The sequence below is a fragment of the Rhizobium sp. 862_C5_N1_2 genome (assembly GCF_051811205.1).
Classification (GTDB): domain Bacteria; phylum Pseudomonadota; class Alphaproteobacteria; order Rhizobiales; family Rhizobiaceae; genus Rhizobium; species Rhizobium leguminosarum.
The window spans coordinates 2828160-2852288 of sequence record NZ_JBPWPT010000001.1 but is presented as its reverse complement, the minus strand read 5'-3'; the positions used below and the strand labels follow the sequence as shown (position 1 = coordinate 2852288).

The 24129-nt window shown below is 61.6% G+C and carries 22 protein-coding genes; 8 read left to right on the top strand and 14 right to left on the bottom strand.

The window, feature by feature from the left end:
* Position 1: 1 nt before the first annotated feature.
* From ACD590_RS14360 to ACD590_RS14350, 3 genes are all read right to left on the bottom strand, one after another.
* Positions 2-841, bottom strand: a complete 840-nt coding sequence (locus tag ACD590_RS14360; RefSeq protein ID WP_018242896.1) for an ABC transporter permease — start codon at positions 839-841, stop codon at positions 2-4.
* Positions 842-862: 21 nt separating this feature from the next.
* Positions 863-1831, bottom strand: a complete 969-nt coding sequence (locus ACD590_RS14355; RefSeq protein ID WP_439002818.1) for an aliphatic sulfonate ABC transporter substrate-binding protein — start codon at positions 1829-1831, stop codon at positions 863-865.
* 236 nt (positions 1832-2067) lie between these two features.
* Positions 2068-3468: a L,D-transpeptidase gene (locus tag ACD590_RS14350; RefSeq protein ID WP_028732858.1), complete on the bottom strand. Its 1401-nt coding sequence runs from the start codon at positions 3466-3468 to the stop codon at positions 2068-2070.
* A 361-nt stretch (positions 3469-3829) separates the two neighbouring features.
* Between ACD590_RS14350 and ACD590_RS14345 the strand changes: the two genes are divergently transcribed.
* The 3 genes from ACD590_RS14345 to ACD590_RS14335 all read left to right on the top strand — a co-directional run bounded on the left by ACD590_RS14345 (position 3830) and on the right by ACD590_RS14335 (position 5499).
* Positions 3830-4669 carry an aldose 1-epimerase family protein gene (locus ACD590_RS14345; RefSeq protein ID WP_439002817.1) on the top strand — a complete coding sequence of 280 codons (840 nt, stop codon included), beginning with the start codon at positions 3830-3832 and terminating at the stop codon, positions 4667-4669.
* 71 nt (positions 4670-4740) lie between these two features.
* Positions 4741-5079, top strand: a complete 339-nt coding sequence (locus ACD590_RS14340) for a TIGR01244 family sulfur transferase (RefSeq protein ID WP_018074112.1) — start codon at positions 4741-4743, stop codon at positions 5077-5079.
* A gap of 75 nt (positions 5080-5154) precedes the next feature.
* Positions 5155-5499, top strand: a complete 345-nt coding sequence (locus ACD590_RS14335; RefSeq protein ID WP_018446572.1) for a RidA family protein — start codon at positions 5155-5157, stop codon at positions 5497-5499.
* A gap of 45 nt (positions 5500-5544) precedes the next feature.
* Here ACD590_RS14335 and ACD590_RS14330 read toward each other — a convergent pair whose 3' ends face one another.
* The 4 genes from ACD590_RS14330 to ACD590_RS14315 are packed head-to-tail and all read right to left on the bottom strand — an operon-like array spanning position 5545 to position 10362.
* Positions 5545-7203, bottom strand: coding sequence for a thiamine pyrophosphate-binding protein (locus ACD590_RS14330; protein ID WP_439002816.1), 1659 nt, complete (start codon positions 7201-7203; stop codon positions 5545-5547).
* Positions 7204-7216: 13 nt separating this feature from the next.
* Positions 7217-8419: a CaiB/BaiF CoA transferase family protein gene (locus ACD590_RS14325; RefSeq protein ID WP_439002815.1), complete on the bottom strand. Its 1203-nt coding sequence runs from the start codon at positions 8417-8419 to the stop codon at positions 7217-7219.
* A gap of 24 nt (positions 8420-8443) precedes the next feature.
* Positions 8444-9400, bottom strand: coding sequence for a DMT family transporter (locus ACD590_RS14320; RefSeq protein WP_047623487.1), 957 nt, complete (start codon positions 9398-9400; stop codon positions 8444-8446).
* Positions 9401-9432: 32 nt separating this feature from the next.
* On the bottom strand, positions 9433-10362 hold the full coding sequence (locus tag ACD590_RS14315; protein WP_065276113.1) for an alpha/beta fold hydrolase: 930 nt from the start codon (positions 10360-10362) through the stop codon (positions 9433-9435).
* A gap of 157 nt (positions 10363-10519) precedes the next feature.
* Between ACD590_RS14315 and ACD590_RS14310 the strand changes: the two genes are divergently transcribed.
* From ACD590_RS14310 to metF, 4 genes are all read left to right on the top strand, one after another.
* Complete coding sequence (locus tag ACD590_RS14310; RefSeq protein ID WP_047623414.1) at positions 10520-11260, top strand: ribonuclease T2 family protein; 741 nt, start codon at positions 10520-10522, stop codon at positions 11258-11260.
* A gap of 98 nt (positions 11261-11358) precedes the next feature.
* Positions 11359-13008: an energy-dependent translational throttle protein EttA gene (ettA, locus tag ACD590_RS14305; protein ID WP_018242886.1), complete on the top strand. Its 1650-nt coding sequence runs from the start codon at positions 11359-11361 to the stop codon at positions 13006-13008.
* Between the two features lie 166 nt (positions 13009-13174).
* Positions 13175-14200, top strand: coding sequence for an ArsR/SmtB family transcription factor (locus ACD590_RS14300; RefSeq protein ID WP_028732851.1), 1026 nt, complete (start codon positions 13175-13177; stop codon positions 14198-14200).
* A gap of 1 nt (position 14201) precedes the next feature.
* On the top strand, positions 14202-15104 hold the full coding sequence (metF, locus tag ACD590_RS14295) for a methylenetetrahydrofolate reductase [NAD(P)H] (protein WP_439002814.1): 903 nt from the start codon (positions 14202-14204) through the stop codon (positions 15102-15104).
* A 464-nt stretch (positions 15105-15568) separates the two neighbouring features.
* On the opposite strand, the gene ACD590_RS14290 is transcribed toward metF, so the two are convergent.
* The 5 genes from ACD590_RS14290 to ACD590_RS14270 form a co-directional block, all read right to left on the bottom strand.
* The gene (locus ACD590_RS14290) at positions 15569-16474 is read right to left on the bottom strand and encodes a DMT family transporter (protein ID WP_439002813.1); all 906 of its coding nucleotides are present in this window, start codon (positions 16472-16474) and stop codon (positions 15569-15571) included.
* A 132-nt stretch (positions 16475-16606) separates the two neighbouring features.
* Positions 16607-17824, bottom strand: coding sequence for a lytic murein transglycosylase (locus ACD590_RS14285; protein WP_026188473.1), 1218 nt, complete (start codon positions 17822-17824; stop codon positions 16607-16609).
* Positions 17825-17905: 81 nt separating this feature from the next.
* On the bottom strand, positions 17906-18703 hold the full coding sequence (locus ACD590_RS14280) for a glycoside hydrolase family 25 protein (protein ID WP_018242881.1): 798 nt from the start codon (positions 18701-18703) through the stop codon (positions 17906-17908).
* Positions 18704-18828: 125 nt separating this feature from the next.
* A complete protein-coding gene (locus ACD590_RS14275) occupies positions 18829-19503 on the bottom strand; it encodes a class I SAM-dependent methyltransferase (RefSeq protein WP_439002812.1) in 675 nt (224 codons plus the stop codon).
* The gene (locus ACD590_RS14270) at positions 19500-20744 is read right to left on the bottom strand and encodes a DUF3419 family protein (protein WP_439002811.1); all 1245 of its coding nucleotides are present in this window, start codon (positions 20742-20744) and stop codon (positions 19500-19502) included. Before ACD590_RS14270 ends, ACD590_RS14275 begins: the two co-directional genes overlap by 4 nt.
* Before the next feature lie 220 nt (positions 20745-20964).
* Here ACD590_RS14270 and ACD590_RS14265 point away from each other — a divergent pair, with 220 nt between their 5' ends.
* Positions 20965-22389, top strand: a complete 1425-nt coding sequence (locus ACD590_RS14265) for a serine hydrolase domain-containing protein (RefSeq protein ID WP_439002810.1) — start codon at positions 20965-20967, stop codon at positions 22387-22389.
* A 39-nt stretch (positions 22390-22428) separates the two neighbouring features.
* Here the strand turns inward: ACD590_RS14265 and ACD590_RS14260 are convergent, their stop codons facing one another.
* Both ACD590_RS14260 and ACD590_RS14255 read right to left on the bottom strand, forming a co-directional pair.
* Positions 22429-23364, bottom strand: a complete 936-nt coding sequence (locus ACD590_RS14260; RefSeq protein WP_439002809.1) for a transglycosylase SLT domain-containing protein — start codon at positions 23362-23364, stop codon at positions 22429-22431.
* A 115-nt stretch (positions 23365-23479) separates the two neighbouring features.
* Complete coding sequence (locus ACD590_RS14255) at positions 23480-24115, bottom strand: LysE family translocator (protein WP_018446558.1); 636 nt, start codon at positions 24113-24115, stop codon at positions 23480-23482.
* Between the last annotated feature and the right edge of the window lie 14 nt (positions 24116-24129).

The following is a 24129-nucleotide window of genomic DNA, read 5'->3' as shown; positions in this document are numbered from 1 at the left end:
GTCAGATCCCGCTCGCATGGGTGTCGCGCCAGCGCAGGAACGGCGCGCTCGCAATCAGAAGCAGGCTATCGGTCGCCTTGCCGACAACGGCAAAGATCAAAATAGCCGCCAGGATCTGATCCGGCTTTCCGAGTTGCTGACCATCCACCAGAAGATATCCCAGGCCTTCGGATGCGCCCATGAATTCCGCCGCAACGACGAACATCCAACCGAGGCCCAGGCCTGCGCGCAGGGCAAGGATAAAGTCCGGAAGGACCGCCGGCAGCAAGATCAGACGAATGAGCTCGAAGCCCGAAAGCCGAAAGACGCGACCGACCTCTACGATGCGCCTGTCGACGCCGACGACGGCGCCATAGACTCCTAGATAGACCGGGAAGAAGACGCCAACGGCAATCAGCGCGACTTTGGAGGCTTCGAAAATACCGAACCACAGGATGAACAGCGGCACCCAGGCAATGGAGGGAATGGCTCGCAGAGCCTGCAGGGTCGGATCCAGCAGACGTGCGAGCGGTTTGGAGTACCCGGTCAGCGCCCCAAGAGCGGTCCCCGCCAGGGACCCGAAGGCGAAGCCGATTGCCACTCTGCGCAGCGTCGCGCCGACATGCGTTGCCAGATCGCCGGAGGCCGCCAGCGCATAGACCGTATAGAGAATTTTCGAGGGCGGGGGCATCAAACGGCCTCCGACTATTCCCGCACGAACGAGGATTTCCCAGGCGGCAAACAACGCAACCGGAAACACGATTCCGACAATCGGGCGATCGAAAGGCGAAACCCGGCGCTGCCGGGTCTCCCTTCCTGTTTCCGTATTGTGCCATGACAGCGCGATGTGCACCAAGGACATGGGAACGTTCTTTCTATCGCTTCACTGGCCGAGAGCGGCCGAGGCGTAGCTGGGATCGACCAGCGACGATACGGTCTTAACGACATCGACATCCGCTTTGATGACGTCGGCCTTTTGCAAAGCGAGACCCGCTGCTTCGATCGTCTCGCGCTGTGCATCGCCGATCACGGAATAGGTGAGGTTCGTGCGCTCCAGCTGGCGCTCTATCACCGTGTCGGGCAGCTTGGTGGCGGCAACGAGGGCGGCTTTGAGCTTGGTCGGATCTTTCAGAGCTTCAATGCGCGCCTTCTCGTAGGAAGCAAGCACGCGTTTGACGAGATCAGGATGCGCGATAGCAAACTCTTCGCGCACGTTAAGCACGCCCCAGCTGTTGTTTTCCGGCTTGCGATGGAACAGCACATCGCCATCTTCAATCTCGGCGGAGGCCATGATCGGATCGAGGCCGGCCCAAGCGTCGACGTCGCCCCGTTTCAGCGCAAGGCGGCCGTCCGCGTGCTGTAGCAGAACAAGCGAAACATCCTTTTCAGTCAGACCTGCATCGGCAAGGGCGCGCACCAGGAAAATGTGCGGGTCGGTGCCGCGCGTCACGGCGATGGACTTGCCCTTCAGGTCCTGGACCTTGGCGATGCCGGTATCCTTGCGTGTTACGAGCGCAGTCCATTCCGGACGCGAATACACATAGATGGATTTGATCGGGTTGCCGTTGACGCGGCCGATCAATGCAGCCGCACCCGCCGTCGAGCCAAAGTCGAGGGAGCCGGCATTGAGGAATTCCAGGGCTTTGTTGGAGCCTGCAGACTGGACCCAGGTTATCTTGATCCCATCCTTTTCGAATTCCTTTTCCAGGATGCCTTCATCCTTCAGAATGAGGCTGACCGGGTTGTAGGTCGCCCAGTCCACGCGAATTTCCGAGACATCGGCAGCCTGCGCCGTGCCGACTGCGACCAAACCCGCCAAAACGCTTAAAGCCAATCGAACAAGCGATTTCATACGACCTCCAAAATGTTAGGAAGTGAAATCTACAGATTTAATAGCTTTTTGGCGCGCTTTCGGGTTCCAAACTTTGGTACGGGAGAGCAATTTTGAACTGCCGTCGCGGCCCGCGCTAGATTGTTGTGTCAAAGTGCGGGGCAGCGCCGATCCCGCCGCGTATTGGTCGATCCAGTCGCGTGACATTGTTGTCTGTTCGCTTTGCGGTTATTCCGCCCGAAGACGCGATGGTATGTTCAGTCGACGAATTCGACCGTCACTCCCGGCTTGACCATCTTGGCCAGTTCGGTGGCATCCCAGTTGGTCAGGCGGATGCAGCCGTGGCTCTGGGTGCGGCCGATCTTCGAGGGTTCGGGCGTGCCGTGAATGCCGTAGGTCGGCCTGGAAAGCGCCATCCAGACGGTGCCGACGGGACCGTTCGGGCCGGGCGGGATGTTGAGGATCTTGTCGTTGGCACCCTGCTGGAAATTGATCTTCGGATTGTAGGTATAGCCGGGATTGAAGGCGACACGCTCGACGTTCACCAAGCCTGACGGAGAGGGCGTGTCGGTGGAGCCGATCGATGCCGGGTAGGCGGCGAGGAGATTGCCGGCGCCGTCATAGGCGAAGACCTGCTTGCGGCCCTTGTCGGCGATGATACGGGCAACCTCGCCGCTTTTCGGCTCACCCGGATTGACGACCTTGATGACGGTGCCGGGAACGCTGAAATCGGCGCCGGGGTTCATCTCCTTGAGAAAGGCCTCATCCATGTGGAAGCGTTCGGCCAGCATTTCGGTGGTCGAGGTATAGGCGAGCGACGGCAGCAGCGCCTTGTGCGAATAATCCTCCGGGATCTCCGCGACGAAGGGACCGGCGGCATCGGCCGGCGTGATCGTGTAACTGACGACGGGCAGGCCGCCGTTCATGCGCAGCTCTTCCAGAATGGCATCGGTGTCGTTGGGATCGAGCTTCGATCCGGTCATCTGGTCATAGGCATAGATCCCCTTGGTGACGTTCGAGCCCATATGGCCGTCGATGACACCCGGAGAGATGCCGGCACGATCGAGGAAGACCTGCAGCGCGACGATTTCGGGCTTCGACTTGTTCTTCAGCGTGATGACGGGCTCATCAGGCGCGGTCTTGGGCGCGTCGGCGGGCGGGATCTGCTGATCGGGGTCGATCGAGGCATAATCGTCGCCGGGCTGCGGATTACCGATACTGTTGTCATCGGGATAGGGCTGCTCGCCAAGCGGCCGGCGTTCGATCGCCGCATCGCGCGGAATGCCGCCGGTGACGGCGCCCCGCTCGGAATAACGCGTATCGCCATCGGGATTGTTGTCGGAATAATAGGGGTCGTCGCCGTACTGGTCGTTATAGACCTCGCGCGGGCCGGGCCGCGGCGGATAGTAGCCCCGGGCGCGCATCTCGGTAGCGACGACGTTGCCATAGGCATCGATCAACACGCGATTGCCGCTACGATCCCGGGCGTAGGCATAGCCAGTTGGAACGTAGTCGAGGATTTCGCCGTTCGGCGTCACGAGCACGATATCGCTCTGGCGGCGGTCGCGGAACTGCTGCGCGCCTGCCTCCGGCGCTATAGCCGCAAGGGCAGCCAAGCTGGCTGCGAGGCAAAATGCCGATTTTAAAAAGCGATTCACGTCTCACACCTCGAACAGTGACTGGGCAGACACACACATGCGAATTTTGACGCTAGTGTGGAATTTATGAAACCGTGCTGAACAAAATATGAAAATCACTAAGATTTCCTTTTACTCATAAACGTTTGCGTCCTTGTGGCAGTTCCGCGAATTCCACGGTTGCTGCAAAACCACAAGATAGGAACGGCACCGATTGACGAATGGCGGCGCGAAACCTAACGCTAGCGCATCGTGCTTTCCGAAAATCGGAATCAATTTTCGAAAAGCACAATGCGTCGATTCAAAGTGTTAGAGCGTCCTTTGTGCGTCCGAAAGGACGCACGGCGCACTAAGGGGCCGACAATTCCCCGAGGAGACCGTGATGATCGAATTTGCCGCCGCAAGCGGGCCGCGCCTGATGCTGGACGAAACATCGGTGCTGGATATCGGCGGATGCATTGTCGACGGCGTCGACATCGCGCCGAAACGTGCCATTCCCGACGACGGTGATGCGCGAATCGACCACTCGCTCGAAGGCTTTCTCTTCACCTGCGGGCCGGATCATATCCGCCACCGCCAGCCGATTCCCGGCCGGGACGACGGCAAGGTTTATCCGCTGCACGGATCGGCCTCCGGCCATGCGGCAAAGGTGCTGTGGACGAAGTTCGAGAACGGCAATGCCGAATGCCGCGCCGATATCGACATCACCACCATCGAAGGACTGCCGCAGCGCATCGAGCGGCTGTGGCGGATCGATGGGGCGACCGGCGAGGTGCGGCTCGAGGACCGGGTCGTCAATATGAGCGATCGGACGGTGCCGACCTTCCTGATGTACCACATGAACACTGGCGGCAAATGGCTGGACGAGGGCACGCGGCTCGAGGGCCAGATGCTGGAGAATGGTGGTTTCCCCTGGGCGTTCGGCGAGGAGCCGGGCGGCATCTTCTGCGTCACGGCGCCGGCGACGGAGGAGGGCTTCGCAGAGGTCCGCCTCGGACCGATCGCCGCAATCGGCGGCAGGACGCTGCGTGTGCGCTTCCGCGCCGACACGCTGCCCCATCTGCAGGTCTGGCGGAACCAGAAGGCGCCCGCCCATATCATCGGTATCGAGCCGGTTTCGCATCGCTGGATATCGCGCGACGAGCTTCAGGCCGCTGGTGAGTTCAACATGTTGGCGCCCGGCGAGAGCCGAAGCTATGCGCTGACCTTTACCTTCCTGTGAACGAAGTGTTGTTGACGCTGGCAGACCTCCGTCGTAGACCTTCAGCCCACGATTTTTGAGGAGACAAGACGATGGATATTCGCCAGATCGACGATGAATATTCGGTTTCGGGCCAGATCACGCTGGAGGAGCTCGACGAGATCAAGGCGCTGGGGTTCAAATCGATCGTCTGCCACCGCCCCGATCACGAAAGTCCCGACCAGACGTCGTTCTCCGTCATCGAGGCGCGCGCCAAGGAGCTCGGCCTCGAGATCGCCCATGTGCCGGTTGGACCGATGGGCGTGACCGAGGAAGCCGTGCAGGGCATGGTCGACGCGCTCGATGAATTCCCGCGGCCGATGCTCGGCTATTGCCGCTCTGGCGCACGCTCGACAGCGATTTACCAGAAGACCCACCATATCCGTAATTGAGCCCCCGTTCCGGGGGGGCGATTTTCCGGCGTTGAACCTCAGCGCCGTCACCTTCCATTCACTCAGGAGACTATAATGAGCATCAAGCGTATCGACGTCGGCTCGCGCATGAGCGGCGCCGTCATTCACGGCAACACGGTCTATCTCGCAGGTCAGGTCGGCGAGGGCGAAAGCGTCACCGATCAGTGCAAGTCCTCGCTTGCCGAAGTCGACCGGCTGCTGGCTGCATCAGGCAGCAGCAAGTCGAAGATCCTGCAGACGATCATCTATCTGTCCGACATCGCTGATTTCGCCGAGATGAACGCCGTCTGGGAGGGCTGGATCGATCCGGCCAACCCGCCGGCTCGCGCCACCAGCGAAGCCAAGCTCGCTGCGCCGAAATACAAGGTCGAGTTCATCATCACGGCGGCACTCGACTAAGTCGCACCATTTCGATTGCTTGAAGCCGGTGAGCACTGCGCGTGCTCACCGGCTTTTTGTTTGCGCGATTTCGGAGAGTGTGCGTGTCGGCGTGATCGCTTCGGGATCGAGCTTGACCTCGATGATCGCCGGTTTGCCGCTGGCGCGTGCCCGCTCGAAGGCGGGGGCGAAATCCGCTGTCGTTTCCACCGTCTCGCCGTGGCCGCCATAGGCGCGGGCAAGGGCTGCGAAGTCGGGATTGGTCAGATCGGTGCTGCTGACGCGGCCGGGATACTCGCGCTCCTGATGCATGCGGATCGTGCCGTAGATGCCGTTGTTGACGACGACTGCGATGATCGGCAGGCCGTAGCGGATGGCGGTGGCGAATTCCTGGCCGTGCATCAGGAAGCAGCCGTCGCCGGCAAAGCAGATGACTTCGCGCTCGGCAAACAGCCGCTTGGCGGCCACCGCCGCCGGCAGGCCGTAACCCATCGAGCCTGAGGTGGGGGCGGCCTGGGTGTTGAAACGGCGAAAACGATGGAAGCGGTGCACCCAGGTGGCGTAGTTGCCCGCACCATTGGTGAAGATCGTCTGCGGTCCGGTATTGGCCTCCAGCCATTCCATGATCGGCCCCATATGGACGGCGCCCGGACCTGTCGATGGCGGCGTCGACCAGGCGAGATAGGCCTGGTGCAGGCGTGCGGTGCGCTCGGTCCAGTGCGGTTCGCCCGGCGCTTCCAGATCGGCGAGCGCGGCGACGAAATCGGCCGGTGCGGCGCAGATGGCAAGATCCGGGCGATAGACGCGGCCGAGCTCGGAAGGGTCGGGATAGATGTGCACCAGCGATTGCTGGGGGTAGGGGATATCGATCAGCGTATAGGAGGAGGACGGCATTTCCGACATGCGGCTGCCGAGGAGGATCAGCAGGTCGCTCTCCTTGATCTCCTTCGCCAGAGTGGGATTGATACCGATGCCGACATCGCCGGCATAGCAGGGATGAAGATGATCGAACAACATCTGCCGGCGGAAGGAGCAGCCGATGGGCAGTTGGAAACGCTCGGCGAAGCTCTGAAAATCGGCGACGGCATCGGCATCCCAGCGCGTGCCGCCAAGGATTACCATCGGCCGCTCGGCCTTCAGCAAGCGGAGATAGAAATCGTCGATCTGGCGGCGGCCGGGATGGGCCTCGACGTTGGCATAGTGCCTGGCGCGGGGTGCCTCGACCTCATCGCGCAACATGTCCTCCGGCAGCGTCAACACGACAGGGCCAGGTCGGCCGGAGGTTGCGACCGCAAAGGCGCGGGTGACGAATTCGGGAATACGGGCGGCATCGTCGATCTCACCCACCCATTTGGCGAATTCGGTGAAGGCGCGGCGGAACTCGACCTCCTGGAAGGCCTCGCGCTCGCGTGCTTCCCGCTGCACCTGGCCGATGAACAGGATCATCGGGATCGAGTCCTGCCTTGATATATGCAGGCCGGCGGAGGCGTTGGTGGCGCCGGGGCCGCGGGTCACCATGCAAATGCCGGGTTCGCCGGTCAGCCTGCCCCAACAATCCGCCATCATCGCCGCTCCGCCCTCCTGGCGGCAGACAAGGACGTCGATATCGCTGTCGCGCAACGCATCGAGCACGGCGAGGAAGCTCTCGCCGGGCACGCAGGAGAGACGCTTGACGCCATTCGCCTTCAGCGCCTCGACGATCAGTTCTCCGCCCGTCTTCTTCATGACAATGCCTTCTTCATGACGATGCCTTCCTCTCGAGCTCGGCGAGCTCCGCCAGGATTTCTGCCTGATGTTCGCCAAGACGCGGGCTCGGCCTGATGTAACGCAGCGGCGTCTCCGACAGCACCACAGGCGTCCTGACACCGGGGATCACAGTGCCCGCGGCATCTGCAAGGTCGATGCGCAGGCCGCGGGCCTGCACCTGCGGATGGGCGAACATTTCCTCGATCGTATTGATGGCGCCTGATGGAACCGCGTTCTCCTCGCAGGCCTTTAGCAGATCCGCCTTCTGCCATTTCAACGTCTCGGTGGAGACGAGGCGTCGCACTTCGCCGCGATTGCCGACGCGGGCCTTGTTGGTGGCGAAACGCTCGTCGCCGGCGATGGCCTCCAGGCCGAGGATGGTGCAGAGGCGACGGAACTGCCCGTCGTTTCCAACTGCGAGAATGAGGTAACCGTCCGCCGTCGGCACGACCTCATAGGGCGAGATATTGGGATGGGCGTTGCCCAGGCGGGTCGGTGCCTCGCCGGAAACCAGATAATTCATGTTCTGATTGGCGAGCACGGCCGATTGCACATCGAGCAGGGCCATGTCGACCAACTGGCCTTCGCCTGATTTGAGGGCGTGAATCAGGGCGGCTTCGATCGCCGAGACGGCATAGATGCCGGTGAAGATATCGGCAATGGCGACGCCTGCCTTCATCGGCTGGCCGCCTGGTTCACCGGTGATCGACATGAAGCCGGACATGCCCTGGACGATGTAATCGTAGCCGGGGAGGCTGGCATAAGGGCCGTTCTGGCCGAAGCCGGTGATCGAGCAATAGACGAGCTTCGGGTTCACCTTGCGCAGGCTGTCATAATCGAGCCCGTATTTGACGAGGCCGCCGAGCTTGAAATTCTCGATGACCACGTCGGCGGTGGAGACGAGGCGGCGGACGAAATCCTGGCCTTCGGCGCTCTTCAGATCGGCAGTGACGGAGCGCTTGCCGCGATTGGCGGCGTGGTAATAGGCGGCCGAGAGGTTCTCGCCATCGGCACTTTCGACGAAGGGCGGCCCCCATTGGCGCGTGTCGTCGCCGCCGTCGGGATTTTCGACCTTGATGACGTCGGCACCGAGATCGGCGAGCATCTGTCCTGCCCAGGGGCCGGCGAGCACGCGGGCAAGCTCGATCACCCGGATACCGGCAAGCGGCGGCTTTTTCGTCACGGTCTCCGTCATGTTCCTCCGGGCTCTCATTCTTATTTAAGGCGCCAGCGTCACCTCAGATGTATCGGATACAGGCTTTGAAGCAAAGCGGCGCTCGCGCCAGAGGATGTAGAAGCCTGATGCCACGATGATGGCAATGCCGAGCCATTTGACCGCATCCGGAAAGTCGCCGAAGACCAGCCAGGCGAAGATTGTCGCCGAGACGATCTCGAAATATTGCAGCGGCGCCAGCGTCGAGGCCGGTGCTGCGCGATAGGCGTAGACGCCGAGGATGCCGGTGATTGCGGCCATGGCGCCGACGCCGGCGACATAGAACCAGGCGCGGCCTTCCGGCATGACCGGATCGAAGAGGTCGGAGCCGGTTCCCTGACCGAGGAAAAGCAGGAGGACACAGAAGAGCAGGCCCCAGATGCTCATCTGGAACTGCATCGACCAGGGGTCTTCCCTGCGCGAGAGGGCGCGGGTCATCAGCACGAAGATGGCGATGCAGAGCGCGCTGACGACAGGCAGAAGCGCGATGTAGCCGACCTCTTCGAAACTCGGCTGGATGATCAGCATCGCCCCGAAGAAGCCGACGCCGCAGGCGGTATACCGCCGCCAGCCAATCGTCTCCTTCAGGAAGATGCCACCGAGGATCGTCACCATGATTGGCTCGACGAAGAAGATCGCGATCGCGTCTGCGACCGCCATATATTTCAGCGTCGTGACGAAGGAGATCATCGAGACGGTGATGATCGCGCCGCGGATGGCATGGAACAGGCTCTGTCGCCAGGAAAAATCGGCGAAGCTGCGCCGCCATATCACGAGTGGCAGCATGCAGAGCGCCTGGACGATGAAACGGCCGGCGGTGATCTCCCCGGATGGCACGGTCGTGATCGCAAGCTTGGCAAAAATATCGATGAGCGGCGAGACCATCACCGAGAGTACCATCAGCACAAGCCCCATCGTCACGTCGGAGGCGGACGAAACGGGGCGGGCGGAGGAGCTGCTCATGATGAAATCCCTGTACTCAGGATATTGGTCGCTCAGGATCTTGCGACGGCCCTGTCGCACCACTCGCCAAAGGCTGCGATCGCCGCATCCGCGCCGATCTCATTCAGTGTTTCGTGCCGCATGTCCTGATATATCTCACTGCTGATACGGGAGAAGCCTTGGTCTTTCAAATGCTTTGACAGCCAGAGCACCGCTTTTCCACGCTCCGTCGCCGGGTCCACTCCACCGCCGACCAGATGGATCGGCATATCCCGCGGCAGCCGGTCTAGATGGATTTTCTGCGGCGCGCGGAAGGTCAACTCGAAGAGATCGAGCCAGAGAGAGACTGAGGCGTCGAAGCCGCAGAGTGGATCGGCGACATACTTGTCAACTTCATCAGGACGACGCGACAGCCAATCGAACTCGGTGCGGCGGCCGGCAATGGATTTGCCCCAGGTGCCGAAGGTGAGCTTCGGCAGCAGGCCGCTCGGCACGTCAGAGCCCTTCAGCATGCGCTCGGCAAGCAGGATCGCCTGGGCGGCGCGGCCGGCAAGGCCAACGGCGAAATTCGAATTCCAGACGGCGACAGCATCGAAGTCGGCCGGAGCCGTGACGGCTGCATTGAGGGCGATGAGGCCGCCCATCGAATGGCCGAAGAGGATCACCGGCAGGCCGGGATGGCAGGAGGCCGCATGGCCGCGCATGGCGATGACGTCGCCAATCACCCTTTCGACCCCACCACGCCGGGCAAAGCGGCCGATCGGCGCATCGGCTGCCGTCGTCTCGCCGTGGCCGCGATGATCGTGGGCATAGACATGATAGCCGCGCACCGCCATCGCCTCGGCAAAGGAGCGGTATCGTTTCGAATGTTCGGCCAGGCCATGCGATATCAACAGGATGCCGCGTGCCGCAGCTTCGGCCTTAGCATGGTGATAGGCCAGCGACGCCCCAGGCACGACGAGCCTTTGCGTTTCAGAAAACATGTGGATCCTCCCGGCGGCAACAGACCAGATCGCCGGGTAATTGCAACATCGGCGTTTGGTTATCCGATAACAAATTGCAGCCTTGTTGCGATTCAGGGTTGCGATCGTTTGAATTTGATGCTTATTTGTTCCTGTATTGTTCTTTTTGGGGGTTGAAATGAGCAGCATGCAGTTGCGTACTTTGTCGTTCGCTGTGTCGATGGTTATTGCCGGCGCCGCCGTGGCGCAGGAGGCCGGCGGGCGCACCCGCTTCATTCTGGCGGCGAGCTGGCAGCCGGCTTTTTGCCAGACAAACCAGAAGAAGGCCGAATGCGCCAGCCAGACCGGCGAGCGCCCTGACGCGACGAACTTCTCGTTGCACGGGCTCTGGCCGATGCGGCAGGATTATTGTGGTGTGAGCGCCGATCAGAAGACCGCCGACAAGGACGGCGACTGGAACAAGCTGCCGGAGGTCACGCTTGCAGCGGAGACGAAGACGGCGCTTGCCAAGGCGATGCCCGGCACGCAATCCGGCCTGGAACGGCATGAATGGGTGAAGCACGGCACCTGCACGAAGATGAGTGCCGACGACTATTTCGGCGTCGGTGTGCATCTCGTGGGCGCACTCAACGCGTCGGCTGTGCGTGATCTCTTCGCTGCCAATATCGGCAAGCCGGTCAAGGCCGAAGCAATCAAGGCGGCTTTCGACAAGAGCTTTGGACCGGGTGCCGGCGATCGTGTCAAGATGAGCTGCCGGCGGGCCGGCAATGTCAGGATGATCAGCGAGCTGACGATCGGGCTTTCGGAAGCTGCCGGAGCGGCATCGGCGAAAAGTGCCGGGCTTGCCGATCTGATCCAGGGTGCTGGAAAAACGTCGTTCGGCTGCGACGAGGGCGTCGTCGACGCTGCGGGCTTTTGACCGGAAATCCTGAGTAAACCGGGTTTCGGCGTTGCCCGGAGGCGCTGTTTCGCCTACATAGCGGCACAATCAAAGTTTCCCGCCCGGAGCAGCGCAGCATGGCACGTCAGTTCATCTATCATATGTCCGGCCTCAACAAGGCCTATGGCAACAAGAAGATCCTGGAGAATATCCACCTTTCGTTCTACCCGGATGCCAAGATCGGTATCCTCGGTCCGAACGGCGCGGGTAAATCCACCGTACTGCGCATCATCGCGGGCCAGGACAAGGAGTATACCGGCGAAGCCTGGCTCGCCGAAGGTGCGACGGTCGGCTATCTGGAGCAGGAGCCGCATCTCGATCCCAACAAGACGGTGTTCGAGAACGTCATGGAAGGCGTTGCCTCGAAGACCGCTGTCCTCGATCGTTACAACGAATTGATGATGAACTATTCCGATGAGACGGCGGAAGAGGGCGCCAAGCTTCAGGACGTCATCGACAGCCAGAACCTCTGGGATCTGGAAAGCCAGGTCGAGATGGCGATGGAAGCGCTGCGTTGCCCGCCGCGCGACGCCGAAGTCACCAGCCTTTCCGGTGGTGAGCGTCGCCGTGTCGCGCTCTGCCGTCTGCTGCTTTCGCAGCCGGATCTGCTGCTGCTTGACGAACCGACCAACCACCTGGACGCCGAAACCATCGCCTGGCTCGAAAAGCATCTACGCGACTATCCGGGCGCCGTGATGATGATCACCCACGATCGCTACTTCCTGGACAATGTCACCGGATGGATCCTCGAACTCGACCGCGGTCGTGGCATTCCTTACGAAGGCAACTACTCGGCCTACCTGCAGGCGAAAGCCAAGCGCATGCTGCAGGAAAGCCGCGAAGACGCGTCGCGCCAGAAGGCGATCAGCCGCGAACAGGAATGGATCGCTTCCAGCCCGAAGGCCCGTCAGGCCAAGTCCAAGGCCCGTATCAAGTCCTACGAGCAACTGGTGGATGCCGCCGAGAAGCAGCGTCCCGGCGACGCGCAGATCATCATCCCGGTCAGCGAGCGCCTCGGCCAGGTGGTCATCGAGATGGAAGGCATCACCAAGGGCTTCGAGGGCCGCACGCTGATCAACGACCTGTCGATCAAGCTGCCGCCGGGCGGCATTGTCGGCATCATCGGCCCCAACGGCGCCGGCAAGACAACACTGTTCAAGATGATCACCGGCCAGGAAAAGCCGGATGGCGGTTCGATCCGTATCGGCGAGACCGTGCATCTCGGTTATGTCGACCAGAGCCGTGACGCGCTTGCGGCTGACAAGACGGTCTGGGAGGAAATCTCCGGCGGCGCCGAAATCATCAAGCTCGGCAAATTCGACATGAACTCCCGTGCCTATTGCGGCGCCTTCAACTTCAAGGGCGGCGACCAGCAGCAGAAGGTCGGCAATCTCTCCGGCGGTCAGCGCAACCGCGTTCACCTTGCCAAGATGCTGAAGGCCGGCGGCAACGTTCTGCTGCTCGACGAACCGACCAACGACCTCGATACGGAAACGCTGGGTGCGCTGGAAAACGCGCTGGAGAATTTCGCCGGCTGCGCCATCATCATCAGCCACGATCGCATGTTCCTTGACCGTCTGGCGACGCATATCCTCGCTTTCGAAGGCGACGGCCATGTCGAATGGTTCGAAGGCAACTTCGAGGATTATGAACAGGACAAGGTGCGCCGCCTTGGCCCCGACGCCCTTAACCCGGGCAGCCAGGCCCACAAGCGCCTGACGCGCTGATTTATTCCATCTGTTTTCGCTTGCGAGAGCCCCGGTTCGGCCGGGGCTTTTTCATATCTGGCTCTGTCGCAATCTGAGCAGGCAATTTCGTGGAGAGAGCGAATTCTCGCTTGCCACCGCTTTTCAAATCACATAAAGATATCTTTATATCTTGATTGGATCGAAGATGAGCGAACCCTTGAAGCTTGGACTGGATGCGCTGGTGGACGTCTTGAAGGCGGCCGGCGAGCCCACGCGCCTGCGTCTTCTGGCGCTTCTTGACGGCGGCGACCTGACGGTGACCGATCTTACCGAAATTCTCGGCCAATCCCAGCCCCGCATCTCCCGTCACCTGAAGCTGCTCGGCGAGGCCGAACTGATCGAACGCTACCAGGAGGGCGCCTGGGCCTATTTCCGCCTCAAGCAGGACGGCAAGGCCGCCATGCTGGTGCGGGCGCTGCTCAAGCATGTTTCCGAGAACGATCCGACCATCCTTCGCGACGGCGAGCGGCTTTCGCAGGTCAAGCGCCAGCGCGCCGAGCGGGCGCAGGCCTATTTCAGCCGCAACGCGGCCGAATGGGACGAGCTTCGCCGCCTGCATGCGGCCGACGAAGAGGTCGACGCCGCCGTCATCCGGCTGCTCGGCAGCCAGCCGATCGACTCGCTGCTCGATCTCGGCACCGGCACCGGCCGCATCCTCGAACTCTTGTCCGGGCTCTACCGCCGCGCGACCGGCGTCGATGCCAGCCGCGACATGCTGAGCGTGGCGCGTGCCAATCTCGACAAGTCCCGCATCACCAAGGCCACCGTGCGCCATGCCGATATCCTGAACCTGCCGTTCGAAGGACAGGATTTCGATCTGGTGACGATCCATCAGGTGCTGCATTTCTTCGATCAGCCGGAAATTGCGATCACGGAAGCGGCGCGCATGCTCCGGCCGGGTGGCCGGCTCGTGGTCATCGACCTTGCGCCGCACACGCTCGAATATCTCCGCGACGAGCATGCGCATGTCCGTCTCGGCTTTTCGCACCAGGCAATGTCCGACTGGCTGCGCAAGACCGGGCTCGACGTCGAGCAGGTCGTCGATCTTCATCCGGGTCAGCAAAGCGAGCAGGGGTTGACGGTTACCGTCTGGCTCGCGCGCGATCCGAGGCGCCTCATGGCTTCGCAGGCGAGCGAAGGTGCCGAACCTACATTTGCCGGGAGGGTATGACATGGTTTTGAAAAACGAAGCGCGCGGCCGCAACATCAGGGTCTCCTTCGAATTCTTCCCGCCTAAATCGGAGGAGATGGAAGGGCAGCTCTGGCATACCGTCAGCCAGCTGCAGGACTGGGACCCGGATTTCGTCTCGGTGACCTATGGCGCCGGCGGCACCACCAAAGCGCCGACGCTGACCACCGTCACGCGGTTCCTGTCGCAGACGCCGCTTGCCACCGCCTCGCATCTCACCTGTGTCGGTGCGACCAAGGAAGAGACCCATCAGGTGGTCGACACGTTCCGCAAAGCCGGCGTAACGCATTTCGTGGCGCTGCGCGGCGATGCGCCCGGCGGCGCCGGCGCGCCCTACCAGCCGCATCCCGGCGGTTACGCCAATGCGGCGGAGCTGGTGGCCGGCCTCAAGGAAATCGGCGATTTCGAGATTTCGGTTTCCGCCTATCCGGAAAAACACCCGGAAAGCCGCGATACGGCCGCCGATATCGACATGCTGAAGCGCAAGGCCGACAATGGCGCCGACCGGGCGCTGACGCAATTCTTCTTCGACAACGACACTTTCGAGCGCTACCTGGAGCGGGTGCGCGGCGCCGGCATCTCGATCCCTGTCGTGCCCGGCATCATGCCGATCCAGAACCTGACGCAGCTGAAGCGCTTCGCCGGGGCCTGTGGCACCATCATCCCTACCTTTCTCGACGAGCGCTTTGCGGGCTTCGACGACAAGCCTGAGGAGCGGGCGAAGGTCGCTGCCGAAGTCGCTGCCGAACAGATCGAGGATCTCGTCCGGCGCGGCATCCATGATTTCCATCTCTATACGATGAACCGTGCGCCGCTGGTTTCCGCCGTGCTCGACAATCTCGGCATATCCCGCCGGGAAACAAAAAGTGCGGGCGCAGCCGCCTGATCCTTTCGGGACGTTCAAAAGTGAAAAGCGCATGTCGGGCGGGACATGCGCTTTTTCGTTGGCGGATTGATCAGCTATTCAGGAGTTTAGGCACTATCAGTCATTACACTTTCGTCGGCCAGCTCAGATGAAGAGCATGGACAAGACGAAAGCAAACGCTGCACTGACCAACAGAACATTCAAGGATTGCGTGAGTCCCATGTCTGTCTCCTCGCGTTAACCGGCCGATAATATGTCTGAAATATGTCGGTTGGGAAGCAGATCTTATGCTGCGCTGCAGAACGGTTCGGTGTATAAGTCGAATAGCGCTCTTGCAAGCCTTTGAAATAAGTCAATAATTCGCGACAAATTTTTGTTCACACAATTTAACATGCCGTTAAATCGGGCGATTGAGCATTTATCTATGCGCCTAAAACATGGCGGGCTCACAACCGGTTGAAAACATATGGAATTCGCAACCGGTTTCAGGCGGCCCTTGCCAGCATGCGATAGGCGCGGCCGTCGAGAATGACCAGGCCGAAACCGATCAGCGCCATGCCGGCGAGTTCACCCAGTGCAAGCCTTTCGCCGAGGAAGAGCACGCCGAGAAGGATGGCGCTCGGCGGCACCAGCAGGGTGACGAGCGAGGCGTTGGTGGCGCCGGCCGACGTCATGATCCGGAAATAGAGGATGTAGCCGAAGGCGGTCGACAGCAGTGCCAGCGCCAGGATGGCGAGGAAGGCATCGAGCGGCGGTGCAGCAAGCGTCCAGGGACGATCGGCCAGTAGCGACAGCGGCAGCGCAATCAGCGAGGAGGCGGTCAACTGGCCGGCTGCGGTGACAGGGGCAGGAACATTCTTGAAGCGTTTGCCGTAAGTGGCGGCAAAGCCATAGGAGATCGCGGCAAGTACGGGAAGAAGCAGCGCCCAGAGGGGGGCTTCGCCGCCGGCCGACATGCCGGGGCCGATCAGCACGATCGTTCCGACCAGGCCGACAAGACAGCCGGCGATCTTTGCCGGCGACAGCTTCTCGTCTGAGGTGAAGTAGTTGGCGATGAGCACGGTCCAGATCGGTGTCGTCGCATTCAGGATCGCCGCAAGCCCGGCGCCGATGCGGGTTTGGCCGAAGAAGATCAGCGCATGCGGCAGGGCATTGTTGATGAGCCCGAGGATCAGGAATTCGCGCCAACGGGCCTTGAGGATCGCATAGAAGTCGAAACGGCCGGCGATATAGACATGCAGCGCCAGCGCTGCGAGCAGCAGCCTGAAGAAGACGAGGGTCAGCGGCGGCACATGCTCGACGGCGATGCGGGCAAAGAAGAAGGAGCCGCCCCAGATCAGGCCGAGCAGGACCAGCAGACCCCAGGTCCAGGCATTCATTCTGCTGTCCATGCCGATTGCTCCACCGCAAGCTGCTCGTTTTGCCGAAAATCGGCACCGGTTTCGGCTTGATGCTTTAGCGCAAGCAGCGGATCGCGCCACCCGTTTCTTGCGAAGCGGGCGGCGGTAAAGTGTCAGCGGAGATCAGAGAGCGTTGAGAAGGGCAGGCGTTGCCCATCCATCGGCCGGCATGCCGAGGCGCTGCTGTTCCTTCTGGATTGCGACACGCGTGCCGGAGCCGAGGATGCCGTCGATCTCGCCGACATCATGGCCGAGCGACTGCAGCTTGGTCTGCAGCGCCTTCATCTGGTCGCTGGCGAGCCCCTGTTCCGGCACCCCCTTGAGATAGGGCTCGGCGCCCGAAAGGCGGGTCCCGAAATAGGCGGCCGAAGTCGTGTAGATGAACGACTTGTTCCATTCGAGATAGATCTTGAAATTGGGATAGGCGATGAAGGCCGGTCCCATGCGGCCCTGCGGCAGAACGAGATCGCCTTCGAGGTTACCGAAGGCGGTATTGCCGTCGCGCGGCTTGACGCCGAGCGCGAACCATTCGCCCGCTTTCATCGTGCCGCCGAGGCCGGATTTTTCCCAGGGCAGATTATCGGGCAGGGTCACTTCCTGCAGCCAGGGCTGGCCGCGCTCGAAGCCGAGATGCTGGATGAATTTGGCCGCCGTCAGAATGGCGTCCGGGCCGCTCTGCTTCAGGCGGATATGACCGTCACCGTCGCCATCCATGCCATAGGCAATGATGTCGCGCGGCAACATCTGCACCTGGCCGATCTCGCCGGCCCAGGCGCCGGTATTGGTGGCGGGGTCGAGGTCGCCGTGCTGAACCATCTCGACGAGGGCGATGAGCTGCGGACGGAAGAGTTCCGGGCGGCGGCAGTCGTGTGACAGCGTCACCAGGGCATTGCGGGTGTTGAAATCGCCCTGGACGGCGCCGAAATCGGTTTCCATTGCCCAGAAGGCGGTGATGACGCCCGGGGGGACGCCGAATTCCTGCTCGGCGCGGGCAAAGACGTCGGCATATTGCTTCATCTTCTGGCGGCCGATGTCGAGGCGGGCCTGGCTGACGGTGCGCTGGGAGAATTCGAGGAAGGTCTGCTTGAAGACGCCCTGGGCGCGGTCCCGGCTCAGCACCTTGGGGTCGATCTCGGCGCCGGCAAAGGCCTCGTCGGCGGCTACCGCACTGGCGCCGGCTGCGACCGCATCTTTCTTGACGCCTTCGAGGAAGGTGGACAGATCGCCGCCGCAGGGCGCTGCCGGGGCTGCGTCTGGCGCCTGCTGGGCGGCCGCGCCGCCTGCGAGGGCGAGGGCAAACAGAAGGGCGAGTGCAGAGCGGCTTGCGAGCGAGCGGTGCATGGATGTGGTCCTTATATCAAACAGAATGCCGTCGCTTTCACAGACGAATGTGACGGAAGCAAGAAACATCGCAAGACGTTACTAAGAATTTCTATCCTTGGAAACGGCCGCGACCCAATTGTTCCAGTTCTTTGCGCTGCCGGCAAAGACATTGATATCGGTCGGCCCACTGATGCCGGGAATAACGCCGGTCGAGGTATATTGCCAGAAGGCCCAGCGGCGGTCGGAATAGGTCACTTCGGGGTGTTTTGCCACCGAACGGACCCAGAAATGATAATCCTGGAAGTAGCCGGCGAGATTGTCGCGATGGAAATCGACCGAGGTATAGATGATCGGGCGCTTGCCGTAATAGGCCTCCAGCCGGTCCATGAAACGCTGCATTTCGGCGCGCACCGTTTCAGCGTCGGGGCGGTAGCGACAGGTCTTCGATTCGGCGTTCCATTCGACGTCGAGCACTGGCGGCAAGCGCATGGCTTCCTTCGGCACGTTGCGGATGAACCAGTCTGCCTGCTGATCGGCCGAAGAGCAGAAATAATAGAAATGATAGGGGGCATGCGGGATGCCGGCTGCGCGGGCTTCGCGCCAGTATTCGTCGAAGCGCGGATCGACCCTGTCCTTGCCTTCGGTTGCCTTGATGAAGGCGAAGGCGACACCGGAATTCTTTACCGTGGCCCAATCGATATCGCCCTGCCATTTGGAGATATCGATGCCGTGGACCTGGTTCTGCTGCGGATGCTTCGGACCGAAATCCTGCGGATCGGTATCCTTGAAGCGCGTCTTTGGCTTGATCGATGCCGTTTCGAGATAGTCATAACCGGAAGAAGTGCAGCCGGCCAGCATGATGGCCAGGGGCAAAACGCAAAACAAAAGCCGGCGCATGGGCGTCCCGTCGTAACTCGAATGATCTTTTTGCCCCACAACTTGACCTTCGAAAAAGACGAGCCAGCAGAGGATAACCCTCTTTTCACCATATCAACGTAAAAAATCGGTTAGTTTCAAGCGAATTATAAGCGCTTGCTGATAATGGCAGCCCGCCAGGCATAACCACCGCCGACGGTATCGAACAACAATATCGCGTTGTTTTCATGGGCTTGCGCTTCCAGAGCCTCACGCAGATCGGGGCGCGGGGTGACGTGGAATTTCGCAAGCCAGGACTGCAGCATGCGCCGGAACCAGGCCGGCAAGCCTTCCTGCTGGCCGAAATCGACAATGTGCAGCTGGCCGCCGGGATTGAGTGCGGCGATCGATGCATCGACGGCGCGCTCCCAGTCCGGGATCATCGACAGGGCATAGGAAATCAGGATGCGGTCGAAGCCGCTGACGCCGAATTCGCGCGGCGTGAACGCCGTGGCGTCGGCGACGCGGAATTCCGGGATCGTCGCCTTGGTGGCGAAGGTCTTGCGCGCCGAAATCAGCATTTCCTGGGAAATGTCGAGGCCGAACAGCTTGGCGGTCGGGAAATGCCTGTGGGCGAAGGCCATGTTGCGCCCTGTGCCGCAGCCGACTTCAAGCAGGGTGCCGTCTTCGGGAACGTCGAGATTGCGGATCGTGCTGTCGCGGCCGAGAAGATAATATTTGCGGGTCAGGTCGTAGATGTGTCGCTGGTAGCGGTACATGCCATCCATGAGGCTGGCATGTTCATCACTCTTTCCTGCCGTCTCAGTGCCGACCTTGCTCACGCCTTCTTCCCGTAAATGTGGAAGCCGCCGTAGATTGCCGAGCGATCGAGCGCGGTCAGTTCAAGCGACTTCTCCTCGAAGTAATCCCATTGGTCGCGGATCGCCGGAGCCAGACGGCCTTCGATGATGCTTTTTTCGGCGGCGGTGCGGAAGATCACGCGGGCGCCGTCGCGCGCCGTGCGGGTGATTTCCGTCCAGACGTCGTTCAACTGCTCGTCCGTCATCCAGTCCTGTGCGTCGAGCAGGATGTAGCGGTCGCGCGAGGCGGCCGGCTCGCGAGCCAGAAGCTCGGTGAAGCTTGCATGGTGGACGTTCACGCGGTCGACATTGGCGCGGATCACCTGATAGTGCTCCGACTTCAAATAGGTCGGCAGCGGGCCTTCCGTTTCGGTGCCGTAGCGGCGGCCGAAGGCCTGCCAGGCAAAATAGTTGTCGCTCATCGGGAAATGACAGGCGAGCTTTTCCAGGCGGTGCTTCAGCACCGGCGCGATCGAATGATCGGCGGCAAGGCTCGCAAGTTCGTCATATTGCTGCGGCGGAATGCCGAGGCCGAAGAGCGAGCTCTTGCGGCCGGTGATCCAGCGCACGACCGGCTTTTCGAAGAGCGGCGCGATCTGCTCGTCGAAGAACTGGCGCTGCTCGCGGATCGAGCGGGTTTTGGTCATCTCGCGCAGTTTGACGCCATGCAGGCGGGCCAGAAGGTGGGCAGCGCCGATGAAGCGGCCGAGCAGGCCCGTTTCGTAAATGTTGCGGTCGAAGACGGTGACGCGGCGGCGGCCGAACTTGCGGCCGTTCCAGTAGCTACGGGTCGCCTCATCGAGACGGGCGGCGAGATGCTGGTCGTAAGCGCGGCTGTTCGACTTCTCGTTCGGCATCGCCAGGAAGCGGACGAGATCGGCATGGCCGGGAAGATGCTTGAAGGCGGCAAGCTTCAGGCGGTTCAGCGCGATGTGGTGCGGATTGAGATCGACGACGTCGACCGAGGCCGGCGCCTTGGAGAGATAGGCGAGCATGTTGCAGCCGCCAGAGCCGATGGTGACGATGCGATGGTTGGGCTTCAGCTCCATGGCCTGCATGTCGAGATCCGGATCCTCCCAGATCTGCGGATAGACGAGGCCGGAGAAGAGAAGGCCGAAGAGACGCTCGGAAAAGCCATCCTTCGAAAAAGCCTTGTGGCGGAGAAGGGCGTCCTTGAGTTTCCGGTTCTTGCGGAAGCCGGCATCCGGTGCAAATTCTGACATGAGTCTGTCACCTTTTTAGCGTTCAGGGCGTGTAGCGCGCCTCTGCTACAGTTTGATGACGTGGGCTGTGGGGGAGCGCCGTTCCTGGGAGACTTCGACCTCCTCGGGAGAGCGACCGGATGGCTCTCCTGGGAAAGTGATCGGGACGATGGCCGTTCTTCGCTTCGGCCCCTTTTCGGCGCGTGTGATTCCTGCTTCTCTCCCGGCATGGAGGAATGCCATGCGATTTGTCCTGCGTATCCTGAAGGCGCTTGCTCTCCTTCTCGTTCTCCTCGTCATCACTGCCGGCGGCTGGCTCTTCATCCGGCCGCCGGAACTGCTCAGCGTCGGCGACGGCTATGCCGCCAAGATCGTCTGCTCCAATGTCTTCATCGCCGGCCGGGGGGCCGAGGATGTGCTTCAAGACGATGTCCAGGCGCCCGGAAATCCGCTGCTGCGGCTGGTGCGTGTCAGCGTCGACCGCGACAACGACCGCGTGACGGCGCGCTTCATGGGACTGTTTGCGCCGAGTTATGCGCTCTATCGCGGCGCTTTCGGCTGCACGAGCGTGCCGGACGGCAATTTCGAGGCGGCGGCGAATGCGGCGCCCTTCGATCCGCCGGCCAAGATGCAGGCGCATGACGCCTTGTGGCCGGAGGGCGAGGGCACCGGCAACCCGGCGGACGGCAAGATCGCCGCGCTGCTTGCCGATGCCGGAGTTGCCGGCCCGGCAATGCGGGCGATCGTCGTGGTGCGCAATGGCCGCATCGTCGCCGAAGCCTATGGCCCCGGCTTCTCGGCAAAGACGCCGCTCATCGGTTGGTCGATGACGAAGACCGTGAATGCGGCGGTCCTCGGCCGGCTGATGCTCGACGGCAAGATCTCCTTCGACGATGATAACCTGCTGGCGCAGTGGAAGAACGATGCGCGCGCCAGGATCAAGGTTTCCGACCTGCTCGGCATGGAGAGCGGCCTTGCCTTCAACGAGGACTATGGCGACGTCGCCGATGTGACGCGCATGCTCTATCTCGATCCCGACATGGTATCGCTGCCGGCCAATGCGCCGATGGAGGCGCTGCCCGGCCAGCGCTTCCGCTATTCGAGCGGTACGGCCGTGCTCTTGTCACGCATCTGGATGGACAGGGTCGGTAATGCGCAGGCGGCCTTTTCCTATCCGCACGACGCGCTGTTTTCGCCGCTCGGCATGACGAGCGCGGTGTTCGAACTCGACGCGCGCGGCACGTTTGCCGGAAGCTCCTATCTCTATGCGACGGCGCATGACTGGGCGCGCTTCGGGCAGTTCCTGCTGCAGGATGGCGTGTGGAACGGCCAGCGGCTGCTGCCGGAGGGTTTCGTCGGCGCTATGCGCACCCCGACGGCAGCGTCGAACGGGCGGTATACGCAAGGCCAAGCCTGGCTCGCTCCTGGCGGCCCAAGCGCCGCGTTCGGACTGCCGGAGGATACGTTCTGGCTGACGGGGCATGACGGGCAGAGCATGGCGATCGTGCCTTCCGCCAATCTGGTCGTCGTCCGGCTCGGCCTGACGCCAAGCCGGCTCGACTATCAGCCGCAGACGCTGCTCAAGAAGATCCTGGCGGCCGTGCCGCAACCGGGGGAGCCGAAACAGCAGGCCGGGTCACAACAAAAGGCGCAGCCGCAGCCATAGACCGGAGCTGCGATCGCCGTTTCAGCAATTGCCTTGGTGTCAGTAGTTGCCTTGGGCGATGTCGGTCATGCCCTTGCGCTTGGCGTCATAATAATAGCCGCGCGCATAGAGGCGGACAGCATCGTCTTCCTTATTGTCGGAGACGAGCCAGGCGCCGCGCAGATATTTCGCGGCATATTTGATGTTGGTCTCGGCATCGAAGAGGCCGCCCGGGGCACCGTCATAACCCATGGACTTGGCGGTGTTGTACTTGATCTGCATGAGGCCGAAATAGCCGCGCTTGTTGTAGGCCTTCGGATTATAGCGGCTCTCGCGATGGACGATGCGGTGGAGCAATGTCTCGGGAATCTCGTAGACCTTCGAATATTTGGCGATGAGCTTGGTGACGAAGCTCTTTTCGACCGTCGGCGCATCGTCTTTGTCGTCGTCGCTGAACATCGGGGGCGCCGTCGGCGGATCGATCGGCCCGGATTCGTCGAAACCGTAATCCATGCTGGCGCGTGGCGTGGTGTCAACTGCGGCAAGTGCTGCAAGCGCACTGTTTTGCGGCGTCGCGGCAAAGGCAAGCTGCGTCGTCGGCTGTGCGGGCGCTCCCGGACGCGGCGTCGGCACGACGGACTGGATCGCCGTCATCTCGGGCGTCAGCGGAATCTGCGCGTAGGCTGCCGGCTGTATGCCTCCCTGCATGGCGAGATCGGCAGGCTGAGAGGTTGCCACGGCCGGCATCGCCGTTGCGGTCAGGGAGGGGGGTGATGCCTGAGGAATGGTGGCGCCAGCGACAGCTGCGCCTTCGGCTGTCGGGATCGCGGCGAGTGTTGCATCTTCGCCGGGCTTCGGCATCGGCACGACGGTCTGGGCGGCTGTCAGTTCGGCCTGGGACGTGTATTCGACGCTCGCACATCCCGTCATCACGCCGCAGAGTATCGTGGAAACGACAAGACTGCGTTTCAGGCCGGATAATCCGATCGCTACCATTCCGCCACTTTCGTGAAATCGCGCCGCCCCGGCAGCGTATAAAAGTTACCAAAAACCTTAAGCCCTGGTGACCCCATTAACCTATTCGTGGCATTCCGGCAACCACGGAGTATTACTAGGCTGCAATACGACGATACCCGGCCGTTACGGCACCTGCAGCGATCAGCAGAGTGCCTCCGGTTCGGTTCACGGCGCGCTGGATGCTCGCCTTGCGAATCAGTCCGCGCGCGGCATGGGCGAGAAACGCGTAGGTGGAAGCGTTGAGGATCGCCAGCACGAGGAAGGTCGCTTCCATGATCGCCATCTGGCCGAGGAAGGGCAGGGCCGGATTGAGGAACTGCGGCACGAAGGCGACGAAGAAGATGATGCTCTTCGGATTGAGGGCGGTGACAACATAGGCGTGGAGGAAGATCTTGAGGGACTTCTCCTCCGGCAGATTGTCGTTGTCGGCAATCGGTTCGCCGATGATGGGAGCCCGCCAGAGCTTGAGTCCCAGCCAGATCAGGTAGGCGCCGCCGATCCACTTCAACACGGTGAAGAGGGTCGCGGAGGCGGCCAGAACAGCACCGAGACCGAAGAGAGAAGCGGTCATCGCGGTGAAGTCACCGAGCGCCACGCCGCCTACCGTCGCAAACGCCGTCCTGCGTCCATGACCGAGCGCATAGGAAACGACGAGCAGTATCGTCGGCCCCGGTATGGCCAGCATGATGGCGGATGCCGCCGCAAACGCGAGCCAAGCTTCAAGTGACATGGTGTCTCCTCCTA